Origin of the sequence: Variovorax paradoxus (genome assembly GCF_024734665.1) — a bacterium.
GTDB lineage: Bacteria > Pseudomonadota > Gammaproteobacteria > Burkholderiales > Burkholderiaceae_C > Variovorax.
Window position 1 is genome coordinate 3,975,153 of sequence record NZ_CP102931.1, and the last position, 15,512, is coordinate 3,990,664.

Consider the following 15,512-nt stretch of genomic DNA (forward strand, 5'->3'; position numbering starts at 1 on the left):
TTCGTTCGTTGGTTGTTGATGTTCAAGCGTAAAGCGGGTTGACCTTGTCGACATTGATGCCGTACTTCTTGATCGCTTCCACCACCTTGGCCACCGGCACGGTGCCATCTTCGCTCAGCGCCTTGAGCGCGGCCACCACGATGTAGTGGCGGTTGATCTCGAAGTGCTCGCGCAGCTTGTTGCGGAAGTCGCTTCGGCCGAAGCCGTCGGTGCCGAGCACCTTGTAGGTGCGGCCCTTCGGGATGAAGGGGCGGATCTGCTCGGCATAGGCCTTCATGTAGTCGGTCGATGCGACCACCGGGCCGGCCGAGGCGCCGAGCTGCTCGGCCACGAAGGGCACGCGCGGCGTCTGGTCGGGGTGCAGCAGGTTCCAGCGGTCGGCGTCCTGGCCATCGCGGGTGAGCTCGTTGAAGCTCGGGCAGCTCCACACGGAAGCCGACACGCCCCAGTCCTTTTCGAGCAGCTCTTGCGCAGCGAAGCTTTCGCGCAGGATGGTGCCGCTGCCCAGCAGTTGCACCGTGGGTGCCTTGGCCTTGAGCGCGGGACCCTGCTTCGACAGGTACATGCCCTTGATGATCTGCTCTTCGGTGCCGGGCTGCAGGCCAGGCATCGCGTAGTTCTCGTTGAGCAGCGTCAGGTAGTAGTAGACGTTGTCCTGCTTCTCGACCATGCGCTTGAGGCCATGGTGCAGGATGACGCCGACTTCGTGCGCGAAGGTCGGGTCGTAGCTCACGCAGTTCGGGATGGTGTTGGCCAGGATGTGGCTGTGACCGTCTTCGTGCTGCAGGCCTTCGCCGTTCAGCGTGGTGCGCCCCGAGGTGCCGCCGAGCAGGAAGCCGCGCGCCTGCATGTCGCCGGCCGCCCAGGCCAGGTCGCCGATGCGCTGGAAGCCGAACATCGAGTAGTACACGTAGAACGGCACCATGATGCGGTTGTTCGTGCTGTACGACGTGGCTGCCGCGATCCAGCTCGACATGCCGCCGGCTTCGTTGATGCCTTCCTGCAGGATCTGGCCGGCCTTGTCTTCCTTGTAGTACATGACCTGGTCTTTATCGACCGGGGTGTACTGCTGACCGTGCGGGTTGTAGATGCCGATCTGGCGGAACAGGCCTTCCATGCCGAAGGTGCGCGCCTCGTCCACAAGAATGGGCACCACGCGCGGGCCCAGCGCCTTGTCGCGCAGCAATTGCGTGAGGAAGCGCACGTAGGCCTGCGTGGTCGAGATCTCGCGGCCCTCGGCTGTGGGCTCCATCACCGCCTTGAAGGTGTCGAGCGACGGCACCGTGAAGCTCTCGTCGGCCTTGACGCGGCGGTGCGGCAGGTAACCGCCCAGGGCCTTGCGGCGCTCGTGCAGGTAACGCATTTCCGGCGTGTCGTCGGCCGGCTTGTAGAACGGCAGCTCGGCAATCTGGCTGTCGGGAATCGGGATGTTGAAGCGGTCGCGGAAGGCCTTGATGTCGTCGTCGCTCAGCTTCTTGGTCTGGTGGACCGTGTTCTTGCCCTCGCCGATCTTGCCCATGCCGAAGCCCTTGACGGTCTTGACGAGCAGCACCGTGGGCTGGCCCGTGTGGTTCTGGGCGGAGTGGAAGGCGGCAAACACCTTCTGCGAGTCGTGACCGCCGCGTTGGAGGTTCCAGACCTCGTCGTCGGTCAGGTGCTCGACCATCTTCAGCGTGCGAGGGTCGCGGCCAAAGAAGTTCTTGCGGACGTAGGCGCCGTCATTGGCCTTGAACGACTGGTAGTCGCCGTCGTTGCACTCCATCATGATCTTGCGCAGCGCGCCGTCATGGTCCTTCTCGAGCAGGGCGTCCCAGCCCTTGCCCCAGATCAGCTTGACGACGTTCCAGTTGGCGCCGCGGAACTCGCCTTCGAGCTCCTGGATGATCTTGCCGTTGCCGCGCACCGGGCCGTCGAGACGCTGCAGGTTGCAGTTGATGACGAAGATCAGGTTGTCGAGGTTCTCGCGCGCTGCAAGGCCGATGGCGCCCAGCGATTCGACCTCGTCCATTTCACCGTCGCCGCAGAAAACCCAGACCTTGCGGTTCTCGGTGTTGGCGATGCCGCGTGCATGCAGGTACTTGAGGAAGCGCGCCTGGTAGATCGCCATCAGCGGGCCCAGGCCCATCGACACCGTGGGGAACTGCCAGAACTCCGGCATCAGCTTGGGATGCGGGTAGCTCGACAGGCCCTTGCCATCTACTTCCTGGCGGAAGTTGAGCAGTTGCTCTTCGGACAGGCGGCCTTCGAGGTAGGCGCGGGCATAGATGCCGGGCGAAACGTGGCCCTGGATGTAGAGCAGGTCGCCGCCGTGGTTTTCGCTCTCGGCGTGCCAGAAGTGGTTGAAGCCGGCGCCGAACATGCTTGCCAGCGACGCGAAGGAGCCGATGTGGCCGCCCAGGTCGCCGCCTTCGGCCGGATGGTGGCGGTTGGCCTTGACCACCATGGCCATGGCGTTCCAGCGCATGTAGGCGCGCAGGCGCTGTTCGATCTCGAGATTGCCGGGGCTGCGAGCCTCCTGCGAAGGCTCGATGGTGTTGACATAGCCGGTGTTGGCCGAGAACGGCATGTCGACCGTGTTCTGGCGGGCATGTTCGAGCAGCTGCTCGAGAAGGAAGTGGGCCCGCTCCGGACCCTCGCTCTGGATGACGGAGGACAGTGCATCCATCCATTCACGGGTTTCCTGGGCGTCCGCATCGTTTGCGGCCGAGCCGAACAGGTTCTCGGGATTTGCCGACATGCTTGTCTCTCCTTTTAGGGCTGTGGCGGTAATTTAGTGCGCTATGGGATCAGCGCGGCGGAGTTTCTCATAGAAACATTGAGATTTCAAATAGTGCGTGACGATTTCTTAATGTGATATTTATGACAGCACACTGATCGGGACGACAACCATCCCGCAACCACCACCAAGCCCATCCCACGGCAGCCCCACATCGCTTCCGGGAGGGGCTTCACCTAAACTCGGGTGATGCCTCTTTCCTCCCCGCTGGCCGTTGCCCGCAGTGCCTCGCCCCTGTCCTGGTGGCGCAGGTGGTGGCGCCGGCAGACGCCGGTGCTGCAGGACGCGGTCGCCATGCTCGCGCCGATGGCAGCCGTGCTGTTGTTTCTTGCCGCCATCGTTTCCGCCTTCTGGTACCTGCGCACTGAAGAAGTCGAGCGCGAGCAGGAGTCGGTACGCCGCGACGTCGAATACGCACAGCAGCGCATGCGGCTGCGGCTGCTGGAACGGCAAGAGCAGTTGATGCGCATCGCGCGCGATGCGTCGAACCGCGAGATCGACCCGGTCGAATTCACCAGTCGCGCCGAGTCCCTTGTGAGCCAGTTCCCTGAACTGCAGACCATCACCTGGATCGACGACCGCCGCCGCTTCAAGGCCGGCTATGCAGCACCCAGCGTGCACCCGGCTCAGCAGCACCTGATCGGCGACGTGCTGCGTCCCGGCGACATCGAGAGCAACTATGCGCTGGCGCGCGAGTTGCGCCAGCCGGTGTACTCGCAGCCCGTGGCCGGGGGCGATCCTGCGGCGATGCTGCAGTTGCACATTCCCCTTTTCGACCAGGGCCTGTTCGCAGGCGTGGTGCTGGGCGAGTTCTCGGTCGACGGGCTGCTGCGCTACGGCATGCCGTCCGAGGTTCAGGCGCGCTACGCGGTGTCGCTGCTCGACGCCAAGGGCCATGTGATCGCCGGCAATACCACCAACCTGAAAGACAGCGGCACGCGCCTGCTGCCCTGGAGCGAGCGAACCAACGAGTACGAAGTGCCGGTGTCGCCCGTGGGCAATGCGCTGGTGCTGCGGGCGCAGGCCTACCGCACCTCGCAGGGCGTGGTCGGCAACGGCCTGTTCTGGCTGGTCTGCGCGCTCAGCGTGCTCACGAGCTGGATGCTGATCGGCACCTGGCGCCATACGCGGCGACGGCTCCAGGCTCAGCAACGGCTGGTGGCCGAGACCAATTTCCGCCGGGCAATGGAAAACTCCATGCTCACGGGCATGCGCGTGCTCGATCTGCAAGGGCGCATCACCTACGTCAACGCCGCCTTCTGCGCCATGACGGGTTGGAGCGAGGAAGAGCTGGTCGGCCAGACCCCGCCCTTTCCCTACTGGCTCGAATCCGACCGCGAGGTGATGAACGAGCGGCTGGAAGAAGAGTTGCACGGCCGCGCCCTCCCCGGTGGCTTCCAGGTGCGCGTGAAGCGCAAGAACGGCAGCGTGTTCAACGCGCGGCTGTACGTGTCACCGCTGATCGACGCGCGCGGCCACCAGACCGGCTGGATGACGTCGATGACCGACATCACCGAACCCACGCGCATCCGCGAGCAGCTGTCCGCCTCCTACGAGCGCTTCACCACCGTGCTGGAGGCGCTCGATGCGGCAGTGTCGGTAGCCCCCATCGGCAGCGAGGAACTGCTGTTCGCCAACAAGCTGTACCGCCTGTGGTTCGGCTCGGACACCGTGGGCCACCTGGGCATGGTCGCGCAGGCGGGCGTGCCCGCATCGAACGCGCACGACGAAGGCCTCGACGACGTGGACCCGTATGCCGGCCTGCCCATCGACACGCTCACTGCGGCGCAGACCGCCAACAACGAAATCTTCGTGCCCCACCTCGGCAAGTGGCTCGAAGTGCGTTCGCGCTACCTGACCTGGGTCGACGGCCGCCTGGCGCAACTCGTCATCGCCACCGACATCACGCCGCGCCGCGACGCCGAAGAACAGGCCGCCGCGCAGGCCGACAAGGCCCAGGCCGCGAGCCGCCTCATCACGATGGGCGAAATGGCGTCGAGCGTGGCGCACGAACTCAACCAGCCGCTCACGGCCATCACCAACTACTGCAACGGGATGATGTCGCGCATCAAGGGCCAGTCGATCGACACCGAAGCCCTGCTCGCCGCGCTCGAAAAAACCTCGAAGCAGGCGCAGCGCGCGGGCCAGATCATCCAGCGCATCCGCTCCTTCGTGAAACGCAGCGAACCCAACCGCACGCCGGCCGACGTGGCCACCATGGTGAGCGAGGCGGTCGAGCTCGCCGGCATCGAGCTGCGCCGGCGCAATGTGCGCCTGAACCACTACGTGGCCGCGCGGCTGCCGGTGGTGCGCGTCGACCCGATCCTCATCGAGCAGGTGATGGTCAACCTGCTGAAGAACGCCGCCGAATCCATCGACATCGCCGACCGCCCGCTGGCACGCCGCAGCGTCGAACTGCGCGTGCTGCCCAAGGTGATCGAGGGCCACAACGCCATCGAGTTCTCGGTGCAGGACACGGGCAAGGGCCTGGCGCCAGAAGTGATGGACCGGCTCTACGAAGCCTTCTTCTCCACCAAGCCCGAGGGTATGGGCATCGGGCTGAATCTGTGCCGCACCATCGTCGAGTCGCATCGCGGCCGGATGCAGGCGGAGAACATCTACAATGGCCCGGATGTGATCGGATGCCGCTTTTCCTTCTGGATTCCGGTGTTGGACGCTATCAGTTCCGTAGCTAGCGACGAGGCAAAGGTACCTGCATGAGTTTGATTCCGAAGAAGGGCACGGTCTATGTCGTCGACGACGACGAAGCCGTACGCGATTCGCTGCAATGGCTGCTCGAAGGCAAGGACTACAGAGTCCGCTGTTTCGATTCCGCCGAATCCTTTCTCTCCCGATACGACCCGCGCGAAGTCGCCTGTTTGATCGTCGACATCCGCATGGCCGGCATGACCGGCCTCGAATTGCAGGATCGGCTGATCGAACGGCGCTCCCCGCTGCCGATCGTGGTCATCACCGGTCACGGCGACGTGCCGATGGCGGTCGACAGCATGAAGAAGGGCGCGATGGATTTCATCCAGAAGCCCTTCAACGACGAAGAGCTGGTCACGCTGGTCGAGCGCATGCTCGAACATGCGCGCGGCGCCTTCACGCAGCACCAGCAGTCGGCCAGCCGCGACGCGCTGCTGTCCAAGCTCACGGGCCGCGAGGCGCAGGTGCTCGAACGCATCGTCGCCGGCCGCCTGAACAAGCAGATCGCCGACGACCTGGGCATCAGCATCAAGACGGTCGAGGCGCACCGCGCCAACATCATGGAAAAGCTCAACGCCAACACGGTGGCCGATCTGCTCAAGATCGCGCTCGGACAGGCGGCGCCCGCTGCCAAGGCCTAGAAGCTATCCGGCAGATAGCGACGAATGAATCCCACGCCTGCGCAAGCGGGCGTTTTTACTTGGAAAATCGAAACCGATGACCGCCCAACTGATCGACGGCAACGCCCTCGCCAAAACCATTCGCGCCGAAGTTGCCGGCCGCACCGCCGCACTCAAGGCCCGTGGCGTGAACCCGGCCCTTTCCATCATCCTCGTGGGCGAAGACCCGGCCAGCCAGGTCTACACGAAGCACAAGGTCAACGACAGCGCCCAGACTGGTCTGGAAGCTACGCTCGAGACCTACCCCGCCGACATGAGCGAGGCCGATCTGCTGGCCCGCATTCGCACGCTCAACGACGACCCGAAGGTGCACGGCATCCTAGTCCAGCTGCCGCTGCCCAAACACATGGACAGCCAGAAGGTCATCGAGACAATCTCGCCCGCCAAGGACGTCGACGGCTTTCACGTGGCAAGCGCCGGCGCGCTGATGACCGGCGCCCCCGGCTTCTGGCCCTGCACACCGCACGGCTGCATGAAGATGCTCGAATCCATCGGCTACGACCTGCGCGGCAAGCACGCCGTGGTCATCGGCCGCAGCAACATCGTCGGCAAGCCGATGGCCATGATGCTGCTGGCCAAGAGCGCCACCGTGACCATCTGCCACAGCGCCACGAAAGACCTGGGCGCCATCACACGCCAGGCCGACGTGATCGTCGCGGCCGTGGGCAAGCTCAATCTCCTGACCGCAGACATGGTGAAGCCGGGCGCGGTTGTCATCGACGTGGGCATGAACCGCAAGGCAGACGGCAAGCTGGCCGGCGACGTCGATTTCGACGGCGTGAAGGAAGTGGCCGGCTGGATCACGCCCGTGCCCGGTGGCGTCGGCCCCATGACGCGGGCCATGCTGCTCGCCAACACCCTTGAAGCGGCCGAACGCGCCGCCAAGTAACTTTCATGGCCATGACGAACAACCCCCTCCTCGATTTCAATGATCTCCCGCTGTTCGATCGCATCAGGCCCGAGCACGTCGCACCCGCTGTCGACGCGCTGCTGACCGATGCCGAGACCGCGCTGCAGACCGTGACGGCGCCCGGTTTTCCCGCTGACTGGAATGCGATCTCGAAGGTGCTCGACGTGGCCTCCGAACGTTTCAGCCGCGCCTGGAGCGCCGTCGGCCACCTCAACGCCGTGGCCGACACGCCCGAATTGCGCGCCGCCTACAACGAGGCCATGCCGCGCGTGACCGCCTTCTGGACCCGACTGGGCTCCGACGAGCAGCTGTATGCCAAGTACAAGGCCATCGACGTCGCCACGCTCAACGCCGAGCAGCGCCAGGCGCATCGCAATGCCGTGCGCAACTTCGTGCTGGGCGGTGCCGAACTGCAGGGCGACGCCAAGAAGCGCTTCGCCGAGATCCAGGAGCGCCAGGCCGAGTTGAGCCAGAAGTTCAGCGAGAACGCACTCGACGCAACCGACGCCTTCGCCTACTACGCCGCGCTCGGCGAACTCGAAGGCGTGCCCGAAGACGTGGTGAGCGCAGCGCGCGCAGCCGCCGAAGCCGATGGCAAGGAAGGCTACAAGCTCACGCTGAAGATGCCGTGCTACCTGCCGGTGATGCAGTTCGCCAAGAGCAGCGCGCTGCGCGAGAAGCTCTACCGAGCCTACGTCACGCGCGCCAGCGAGTTCGGCGACGCCGCCTTCGACAACACCGCGCTCATCACCGAAATCCTCGCGCTGCGCGAGGAAGAAGCGAAGCTGCTGGGCTACAAGAACTACGGCGAGCTCTCGGTCGTGCCGAAGATGGCTGAATCACCCGAGCAGGTCGTCAAGTTCCTGCGCGATCTCGCAACCAAGGCCAAGCCCTACGGTGAACGCGACCTGGCCGACCTGCGGGTCTTCGCCGCGGAGCAGTTGAGCATCACCGATCCGCAGCCCTGGGACTGGAGCTACATCGGCGAGAAGCTCAAGGAAGCGCGCTACGCCTTCAGCGAGCAGGAGGTGAAGCAGTACTTCCCCGCTCCGAAGGTCATGGCCGGGCTGTTCAAGATCGTCGAGACGCTGTTCGAGGTGTCGATCCGCCGCGACTCGGCGCCTACATGGCACCCGAGCGTCGAGTTCTATCGCATCGAACGTGCTGGCCAGAAGGTCGGCCAGTTCTATCTCGACCCTTCTGCCCGCGCCGCCAAACGCGGTGGCGCCTGGATGGACGACGTGCGCGCCCGCTGGCTGCGCCCCGACAACGGCGTGCTGCAAACCCCCATCGCGCAACTGGTGTGCAACTTTGCCAGCGGCGTCGACGGCAAGCCGCCGCTGCTCACGCACGACGACGTGACCACCCTCTTCCACGAGTTCGGCCACGGCCTGCACCACATGCTCACACAGGTGAACGAGCGCGACGTCTCGGGCATCAGCGGCGTCGAGTGGGATGCAGTCGAGCTGCCGAGCCAGTTCATGGAAAACTTCTGCTGGGAGTGGGACGTGCTCAAGCACATGACCGCCCACGTCGACACCGGCGAACCGCTGCCCCGCGCGCTGTTCGACAAGATGACCGCTGCAAAGAACTTCCAGAGCGGCCTGCAAACGCTGCGCCAGATCGAGTTCTCGCTGTTCGACATGCTGCTGCACACCGAGTACCACGCGGCCGCCGCCAAGCCCGGCGACGTGATGGCGCTGCTCGGCAAGGTGCGCGCCGAGGTGGCGGTGATGCCCTCGCCGCCGTTCAGCCGCACACCGAATACTTTCAGCCACATCTTCTCGGGCGGCTACGCGGCCGGCTACTACAGCTACAAGTGGGCCGAGGTGCTGAGCGCTGATGCCTACGCGGCCTTCGAGGAAACCGTGGGCGCCGACGGCGAGCCGAACATCGAAACCGGCCGCAAGTACCGCCAGGCCATCCTGGAGGCTGGTGGCAGCCGCAGCGCCATGGATTCGTTCAAGGCTTTCCGGGGCCGCGAGCCCCAGCTTGATGCGCTGCTGCGACACCAGGGCATGGCGGAGCCCCAGCCCGCTTGATGCGGCGCTGAAGCTTGCGATACTCGGGCGATGCATCCGATTTACAAATTCTCACTGCATCGCCTGACCGGCCTGGCCCTTGTGCTCATCGCCACGGGCACCATGGCACAGCAGGTCTATCGCCAGGTCGACAAGAATGGCAAGGTCACTTTCTCGGACCGCGCCCCCACGGCCAGCACCGAGCCGGCCTCGGCCTCGCAAGGCGGCTCCACCACGCCGGCGAATGCGGGCCTGCCCTACGAGCTGCGGCAAGTGGCTCAGCGCTACCCCGTTACGCTGTACAGCAGCGACGAATGCGGGCCGTGCAGCACGGCTCGCTCGCTGCTCATCACGCGGGGCATTCCGTTCGAGGAACGCACCGTCAAGAGCAACGAGGAAATCGAGGCGCTGCAGCGCCTGAGCAGCCAGAGCTCGCTGCCATTGCTGACCATCGGGTCGCAGCAGCTCAAGGGCTTCTCGGATGTCGAATGGTCGCAGTACCTCGACGCAGCCGGCTACCCCAAGAGCAACAGCCTGCCTGCGGGCTACCGCAACGGCCCGGCGCGACCGCTGATCGCGCAGCAGGCAGCACCCGCGCCCCGTGCCGCCGCGGCACCGGCCGCACAGCCCGCGCCACCGCCCCCCGCATCGAGCGAGCCGAGCCCGAGCAACCCCGCCGGCATCAAGTTCTGAGCCAGGCCGCTCGCGCGGCCTTTCGTCTCTAGGCGCCGAACTGCAGCGTCTTCACACCAGTCGAGGTGCCCAGCAGGCACACGTCTGCCTTCTGGTGCGCGAAGACACCCACCGTCACCACGCCCGGCCATTGGCTCACTTCAGACTCGAAGGCCAGCGGATCGGTGATTCGCAGACCCGTCACGTCGACGATGTGCTGGCCGTTGTCCGTGACCAGCGGCAGGCCGTCTTTCTCGCGCACCTGGGCGATGCCGCCCATGCTGGCGAACTGGCGCATCACGCGGCGCGCGGCCATCGGGATCACTTCCACCGGCAGCGGAAAGGCGCCCAGCGCCTCGACCAGCTTGGATGCGTCGGCAATGCAGACGAACTTGCGCGACTGGGCCGCGACGATCTTCTCGCGCGTGAGTGCGGCGCCGCCCCCCTTCACCATGAAACCGCGGTGGTCGATTTCGTCCGCGCCGTCGATGTAGACCGCCAGCTCTTCCACCTCGTTGCTGTCGAACACCGGAATGCCCAGGGCGCGCAGGCGTTCGGTCGAGGCGACCGAGCTGGAGACGGCGCCCTTGATCTCGTCCTTGATGCTGGCCAGCGCATCGATGAACTTGTTCACCGTCGAGCCGGTGCCGACGCCGACGATCTCGCCCTTGACCACATAGGCCAGCGCGGCAAGGCCGACCTGGGCCTTGAGTTCGTCCTGAGAAAGTGGGTTGGAGGGGGTTGGGGAGGCGGGTGCGGTCATCGCGGAGAATCCTTGGCTCATTGAAGCCCCGAATTATCCGATGCCCCTGCTGATGCCCTCCTCGCTCTACGGCCTGGCCCGCCCTTTCCTGTTCGGTTTCGACCCCGAGCATGCCCACGAAATCACGCTGGACGGGCTGGCGCGCACCCAGAACACACCGCTGGCCTGTGCTTACTCGGCACCACGCGTCGACGACCCGGTCCAGCTCGCCGGGCTGACCTTTCCGAACCGCGTGGGCCTGGCGGCCGGGTTGGACAAGAACGCCCGCTGCATCGATGCCTTCGCCGCCATGGGCTTCGGCTCCGTCGAGGTCGGCACGGTGACGCCGAAGGCCCAGCCGGGCAATCCCAAGCCGCGCATGTTCCGCCTGCCGCAGCGCGACGCGCTGATCAACCGGCTCGGCTTCAACAACGAAGGGCTCGACGCCTTCCTGGCCAACGTGCAGAAGGCGCGCTTTCGCAAGGGCAGCGGCGGTGCGAAGCAGCCGATGCTGCTTGGCCTGAACATCGGCAAGAACGCCGCCACGCCGATCGAGCGTGCGGTGGACGACTACCTGATCTGCCTCGACGGCGTGTACCCGCATGCCGACTATGTGACGATCAACATCTCGAGCCCCAACACGGCCAACCTGCGCACGCTCCAGAGCGACGAAGCGCTCGATGCGCTGCTCGGTGCGGTGGCCGAGCGGCGCGAAGCTCTGGCCGCGCGCCACAACAAGCGCTCGCCGCTGTTCGTGAAGATCGCGCCCGACCTCGACGAAGCCCAGGTGGCGGTCATTGCCGCCACGCTGAAGCGCCATGGCATGGATGGCGTGATTGCCACCAACACCACGCTCTCGCGCGATGCGGTCAAAGGCCTGCTGCATGCCGAGGAAGCGGGTGGACTGTCGGGTGCACCGGTGCGCGAGGCAAGCAACCGTGTGATCGCTCAATTGCGCGCGGCACTGGGCGCGGGCTTTCCGATCATCGGGGTGGGCGGCATCCTCAGCGGTGCGGATGCCAAGGCCAAGATCGCCGCAGGTGCGGACGTGGTCCAGATCTACACCGGCCTGATCTATCGCGGACCGGCGCTGGTCCGCGAAGCCGCTCAGGCGCTGCTGCGCGATCGCAGCAAGGCCTGAGCTTTTTCTTTCCTCTTCAGCGCATGCGCCAGAGTATTGGCGCGATGACCGCAGCCCAGCGCAGCAAGCGCCTCGGCTTGATCACCACCACGGCGGCCGCAGCAACGACGCCGGTGGCCACGGGATGCGCACGGGCGATGCGCAGGGCAGCGGCAGCGGCGGATTCATTGGGCGGAGGCGCTTCGCCTTCGCCCGAACCGCCCGCAGGCTGTGCCTCGCGCCCACCCTGCAGCGTCGCGATGCGCTCGCGTTGACGCTCCATGCGCGCCAGCAGTTCTTCGCGCGTGGCCGGCCGCGGGGGGCGCGGCGCTTCTTCGTCCTGCTCCGGATCCTTGCCCAAGCCGAAACTGTCCTGGACCCAGGCCCAGTCGCGCTCGAACTCGTGGCGCGCCGGCACGAAGCTGTTGGACGCATTGCGCAGGGTCAGCAGCAAGCCGACGGCGGCCGCCAGCCAGAGCACGATCCATACGCCTGCCACCGACCACGCAGCGGTGATGCGGTACGGTGTTTCCCAGAAATGAACCACCACCGCCACGGACAGCAAGGCCACCGTGACCGTGGTCAGCCCCAGCACGGCCAGACTGAAGACGAGCATCAGCTTGAGACGCTGCTTCTCGTCCTCCCAGGCCATGCGCAGCAATTGCACCCGGTCTTCGGCCGCCAAGGCGCCTTCGGCCGCGGCAATGCGCAGCCGGCGAATCCGGGCGTTCAGCCCGAACATGGACAGCAGCCTCATGGGCTGGCTCCGGCCATGTCCGGATGAACGATCTTGCTGCCGTGTGCGCTCAGGTCAGCGGCGGCCAAGCAGCAGGCCCACCAGCACGCCGACGGCCAGTGCGGCACCGGCGATCTGCCATGGTTCGTCGTGGGCGTAGGCGTTGGCGGAGGTGGCCGCTTCACGGGCCTTCTTGGCGGCGAGCTTGCTCTTCTCGGCCGCGAGTTCGCGTGCGATTGCCAGCTTGGTGTCGATGCGCTGGCGCAGCGCCTTGATGTGGGGAACCGAATCCAGGTCCTTGCTTGCCAGCACGCCGCGCACGTCGCTTGCAATGTCTTCGGCTGCTGCTTCAAGATTTTGGGATGCACTCATTGGAAACTTTCCTCCGTGATGACACCGGCACCGCGCCGGCGGCTTCGCGCCAGCAAATGGCGTGCTGTCATGTTACAGGCTCAAAAGACCCTCAGGCGCTACAGATGTGCAGACTTTGACGCGAGATGCCACTTCGTGACGCTCAAAGCGAGCTTCACGCATCCGCCAGCAAGCCGGCCACATGGCGCCCGATGGCCAGGCTGCTCGTGAGGCCAGGCGACTCGATGCCGAAGAGATTGACCAGCCCCGGCACCCCGTGCGACGCAGGCCCGTCGATCATGAAGTCGGCCGCCGGCTCGCCCGGGCCCGAGATCTTCGGTCGCATGCCCGCGTAACCTGGAATCAGGGCGCCGTCGGGCAGCGCGGGCCAATACTTGCGCACCTCGGCATAGAAGCCCTCGCCGCGCTTCGGGTCCACCACCAGTTCGTCGGCCGAAGACACCCACTGCACGTCGGGCCCGAACTTGGCCTGGCCGCCCAGGTCGATCGTGAGGTGCACGCCCAGCCCGCCCGGCTCGGGCACGGGATAGATCAGACGCCCGAACGGCGCCCGCCCCGACAGGGTGAAGTAGTTGCCCTTGGCGAAGTACTCCCTGGGCACCATCGAGGGCGGCAGGCCCTCGAAGCGCCGCGCCAGCGCAGGGGCGCCGAGACCCGCGGCATTGACCACGCTGCGGCAACGCAACGCAGTGCCATCCTCAGCCGTCAGGACGATGGCACCATCGCCGCATTCGGCACGCGTGATGGGCGATTTCAGTGCCAGCATGCCGCCCGCATTCTCGAGGTCGCCGAGCAGGCTCAGCATGAGCGAGTGGCTATCGACGATGCCGGTGCTCGGCGAATGGAGCGCCGCCACGCAATGCAGTTGCGGCTCCATCGCCATAGCCTGCTGCGCGGTGATCAACGTCAGATCGCCGACGCCGTTCGCAGCCGCCTTCATCCGGATGACTTCGAGCTGGTCCGCCTGCTCGGGCAATGTCGCCACGATCAGCTTGCCGCAGCGCTGGTGCGGCACGCCACGTTCCGCCGCGTAGGCGTACAGCATTTCTTTGCCTTCGACGCACAGCCTCGCCTTGAGCGAGCCCTGCGGGTAGTAGATGCCGGCGTGAATGACTTCGCTGTTGCGCGAACTCGTGCCCGTGCCGATGGCACCCTCGGATTCAAGCACCAGCACCTCCCGGCCCGCGAGCGCCAGGGCGCGCGCCACTGCCAGCCCCACCACACCAGCGCCGATGACGGCGCAATCTATTTCGTCCATCGCGCGAGCTTAGCGCGGCTCGCACGCGGATTTCCTTATTGCACGGAGGGCGGCGGCTCCGGATCGGTGGGTTCGTCGGGTGGCGTCTCGGCCCCTTCGTCAGGCTCGACGGGCAGGTTTGGAGTGACGGGGGGCGGAAGATCTGGATGAGTGGCCATGGCGGTGCTCCTTGCCCCTCTGTTCTAGGCCGCTGCCACGGGAAGTTCAACAGCCCTTGGCTGCACTTGCCGTCGGTGCAGGCCGACAGTTCAGTCGATGAATGAAGTAGGCGCGACAAACGAAAACGGCACCCGAAGGTGCCGTAAGTCGTTGCTTTGAATGGTGGGCGGTGGAGGTTTCGAACCTCCGACCCCAGCAGTGTGAATGCTGTGCTCTACCCCTGAGCTAACCGCCCGAAACGCTGCTGATTGACTGCAGCGTTCTGAAAACGTATCGCGTTGTGCGAAGCCTCAGATTATGCCATAGCTTTTCAGCCGTTTTCGCGAAACAGCGTGCGACCACCGCTCGATTTGTCGAGTTGCCCCAACACCGCTTCGTGCGCGGTCAGTTCGTGCTCGGCGGCCAGAATCACCGGCAGCTCGAACTGGCTCAGGTCGATGGCCACCACCGTGGTACCCAGTTCAGGCTCGTTCGAAGCCACGTCGATCAACAGCGCATCCTGGCCGCGCGTGAGGTTGATGTAGACGTCGGCCAACAACTGCGCGTCGAGCTTGGCGCCGTGGAAGGTGCGGTTCGAACGGTCGACGCCGAAGCGGTCGCACAGCGCGTCCAGCGAATTGCGCTTGCCCGGGTACACCTGCTTGGCCATGGCCAGCGTGTCGGTCACTTCACTGACGAAGGTGCGCAGCGGCGGCAAGCCGGCACGCTCGAATTCCTTGTTGAGAAAGCCGACGTCGAAGGCCGCGTTGTGAATGATCAGCTCGGCATCGCGCAGGTACTCGACGATGTCGTTGGCCAGGGTGGCGAACTTCGGCTTGTCTCGTAGGAAGTCAGTCGTCAGGCCGTGGACCTTCAGCGCGTCCTCATGGCTCTCGCGCTCAGGGTTGAAGTAGATGTGCAGGTCGTTGCCGGTGAGCTTGCGAGCGAACAGCTCCACGCAGCCGAGCTCGATGACGCGGTCGCCGTTCTCCGCGGAGAGGCCGGTGGTTTCGGTATCAAGAACGATCTGGCGCGACATCAGTGGTTTTCCTTGGCGTGATTGATCGAGTACTTCGGAATCTCGATGGTCACATTCTCCTGCGCCAGGATCGATTGGCAACTCAGGCGCGACTGCGGCTCCAGGCCCCAGGCGCGGTCGAGCAGGTCTTCTTCGCCTTCTTCCGCCTCGTTCAGCGAGTTGAAGCCCTCGCGCACGATGACGTGGCAGGTGGTGCAGGCGCAGCTCATCTCGCAGGCATGCTCGATGTTGATGTTGTTGTCGAGCAGCGCCTCGCAGATCGAAGTGCCGGCGGGCGCGGTGATTTCAGCGCCCTGCGGGCAGTACTCGGGATGCGGGTAGATCTTGATCGTGGGCATG

13 protein-coding genes and 1 tRNA gene are annotated in these 15,512 nt (G+C 65.3%); 6 read left to right on the top strand and 8 right to left on the bottom strand.

Annotated features, from left to right (window positions below; translation table 11 throughout):
• Positions 1-22: 22 nt before the first annotated feature.
• Positions 23-2,737 carry a pyruvate dehydrogenase (acetyl-transferring), homodimeric type gene (gene aceE / locus NWF24_RS18940; protein WP_258349869.1) on the bottom strand — a complete coding sequence of 905 codons (2,715 nt, stop codon included), beginning with the start codon at positions 2,735-2,737 and terminating at the stop codon, positions 23-25.
• 228 nt (positions 2,738-2,965) lie between these two features.
• On the opposite strand from aceE, the gene NWF24_RS18945 reads away from it, so the two are divergent.
• From NWF24_RS18945 to NWF24_RS18965, 5 genes are all read left to right on the top strand, one after another.
• Entirely contained in the window at positions 2,966-5,497 is a 2,532-nt protein-coding gene (locus tag NWF24_RS18945; protein WP_093052292.1) for a PAS domain-containing sensor histidine kinase, read from the top strand.
• Positions 5,494-6,126, top strand: a complete 633-nt coding sequence (locus tag NWF24_RS18950) for a response regulator transcription factor (protein ID WP_012747279.1) — start codon at positions 5,494-5,496, stop codon at positions 6,124-6,126. Before NWF24_RS18945 ends, NWF24_RS18950 begins: the two co-directional genes overlap by 4 nt.
• A 76-nt stretch (positions 6,127-6,202) precedes the next feature.
• Positions 6,203-7,054 carry a bifunctional methylenetetrahydrofolate dehydrogenase/methenyltetrahydrofolate cyclohydrolase FolD gene (gene folD, locus NWF24_RS18955; RefSeq protein ID WP_258349870.1) on the top strand — a complete coding sequence of 284 codons (852 nt, stop codon included), beginning with the start codon at positions 6,203-6,205 and terminating at the stop codon, positions 7,052-7,054.
• A gap of 5 nt (positions 7,055-7,059) precedes the next feature.
• Positions 7,060-9,117 (top strand): M3 family metallopeptidase, encoded by a 2,058-nt coding sequence (locus NWF24_RS18960; RefSeq protein WP_258349871.1) that lies wholly within the window; start codon positions 7,060-7,062, stop codon positions 9,115-9,117.
• A gap of 30 nt (positions 9,118-9,147) precedes the next feature.
• Positions 9,148-9,789 (top strand): glutaredoxin family protein, encoded by a 642-nt coding sequence (locus NWF24_RS18965; RefSeq protein ID WP_258349872.1) that lies wholly within the window; start codon positions 9,148-9,150, stop codon positions 9,787-9,789.
• Between the two features lie 28 nt (positions 9,790-9,817).
• Here the strand turns inward: NWF24_RS18965 and rpiA are convergent, their stop codons facing one another.
• Positions 9,818-10,531 carry a ribose-5-phosphate isomerase RpiA gene (gene rpiA, locus NWF24_RS18970; protein ID WP_258349873.1) on the bottom strand — a complete coding sequence of 238 codons (714 nt, stop codon included), beginning with the start codon at positions 10,529-10,531 and terminating at the stop codon, positions 9,818-9,820.
• Between the two features lie 40 nt (positions 10,532-10,571).
• Between rpiA and NWF24_RS18975 the strand changes: the two genes are divergently transcribed.
• A complete protein-coding gene (locus tag NWF24_RS18975; RefSeq protein WP_258349874.1) occupies positions 10,572-11,651 on the top strand; it encodes a quinone-dependent dihydroorotate dehydrogenase in 1,080 nt (359 codons plus the stop codon).
• 16 nt (positions 11,652-11,667) lie between these two features.
• On the opposite strand, the gene NWF24_RS18980 is transcribed toward NWF24_RS18975, so the two are convergent.
• From NWF24_RS18980 to fdx, 6 genes are all read right to left on the bottom strand, one after another.
• The gene (locus NWF24_RS18980) at positions 11,668-12,387 is read right to left on the bottom strand and encodes a phage holin family protein (RefSeq protein WP_258349875.1); all 720 of its coding nucleotides are present in this window, start codon (positions 12,385-12,387) and stop codon (positions 11,668-11,670) included.
• A 54-nt stretch (positions 12,388-12,441) separates the two neighbouring features.
• Positions 12,442-12,738, bottom strand: a complete 297-nt coding sequence (locus tag NWF24_RS18985; protein ID WP_093052316.1) for a glycine zipper domain-containing protein — start codon at positions 12,736-12,738, stop codon at positions 12,442-12,444.
• A gap of 154 nt (positions 12,739-12,892) precedes the next feature.
• Positions 12,893-13,996: an NAD(P)/FAD-dependent oxidoreductase gene (locus tag NWF24_RS18990; protein WP_258349876.1), complete on the bottom strand. Its 1,104-nt coding sequence runs from the start codon at positions 13,994-13,996 to the stop codon at positions 12,893-12,895.
• Positions 13,997-14,315: 319 nt separating this feature from the next.
• Positions 14,316-14,390 (bottom strand) — tRNA-Val (locus NWF24_RS18995).
• Between the two features lie 75 nt (positions 14,391-14,465).
• Complete coding sequence (gene dnaQ / locus NWF24_RS19000) at positions 14,466-15,173, bottom strand: DNA polymerase III subunit epsilon (RefSeq protein ID WP_258349877.1); 708 nt, start codon at positions 15,171-15,173, stop codon at positions 14,466-14,468.
• The gene (gene fdx, locus NWF24_RS19005; RefSeq protein ID WP_093176617.1) at positions 15,173-15,511 is read right to left on the bottom strand and encodes an ISC system 2Fe-2S type ferredoxin; all 339 of its coding nucleotides are present in this window, start codon (positions 15,509-15,511) and stop codon (positions 15,173-15,175) included. Before fdx ends, dnaQ begins: the two co-directional genes overlap by 1 nt.
• Between the last annotated feature and the right edge of the window lies 1 nt (position 15,512).

Bases quoted from the DNA above. Each gene is read 5' to 3' on its own strand.
- NWF24_RS18980 (WP_258349875.1), bottom strand. From the start codon at position 12,387: ATGAGGCTGCTGTCCATGTTCGGGCTGAACGCCCGGATTCGCCGGCTG.
- NWF24_RS18990 (WP_258349876.1), bottom strand. From the start codon at position 13,996: ATGGACGAAATAGATTGCGCCGTCATCGGCGCTGGTGTGGTGGGGCTG.
- NWF24_RS18985 (WP_093052316.1), bottom strand. From the start codon at position 12,738: ATGAGTGCATCCCAAAATCTTGAAGCAGCAGCCGAAGACATTGCAAGC.
- rpiA (WP_258349873.1), bottom strand. From the start codon at position 10,531: ATGACCGCACCCGCCTCCCCAACCCCCTCCAACCCACTTTCTCAGGAC.
- NWF24_RS18975 (WP_258349874.1), top strand. From the start codon at position 10,572: ATGCCCCTGCTGATGCCCTCCTCGCTCTACGGCCTGGCCCGCCCTTTC.
- NWF24_RS18945 (WP_093052292.1), top strand. From the start codon at position 2,966: ATGCCTCTTTCCTCCCCGCTGGCCGTTGCCCGCAGTGCCTCGCCCCTG.
- fdx (WP_093176617.1), bottom strand. From the start codon at position 15,511: ATGCCCACGATCAAGATCTACCCGCATCCCGAGTACTGCCCGCAGGGC.
- NWF24_RS18960 (WP_258349871.1), top strand. From the start codon at position 7,060: ATGGCCATGACGAACAACCCCCTCCTCGATTTCAATGATCTCCCGCTG.
- NWF24_RS18950 (WP_012747279.1), top strand. From the start codon at position 5,494: ATGAGTTTGATTCCGAAGAAGGGCACGGTCTATGTCGTCGACGACGAC.
- folD (WP_258349870.1), top strand. From the start codon at position 6,203: ATGACCGCCCAACTGATCGACGGCAACGCCCTCGCCAAAACCATTCGC.
- NWF24_RS18965 (WP_258349872.1), top strand. From the start codon at position 9,148: ATGCATCCGATTTACAAATTCTCACTGCATCGCCTGACCGGCCTGGCC.
- aceE (WP_258349869.1), bottom strand. From the start codon at position 2,737: ATGTCGGCAAATCCCGAGAACCTGTTCGGCTCGGCCGCAAACGATGCG.
- dnaQ (WP_258349877.1), bottom strand. From the start codon at position 15,173: ATGTCGCGCCAGATCGTTCTTGATACCGAAACCACCGGCCTCTCCGCG.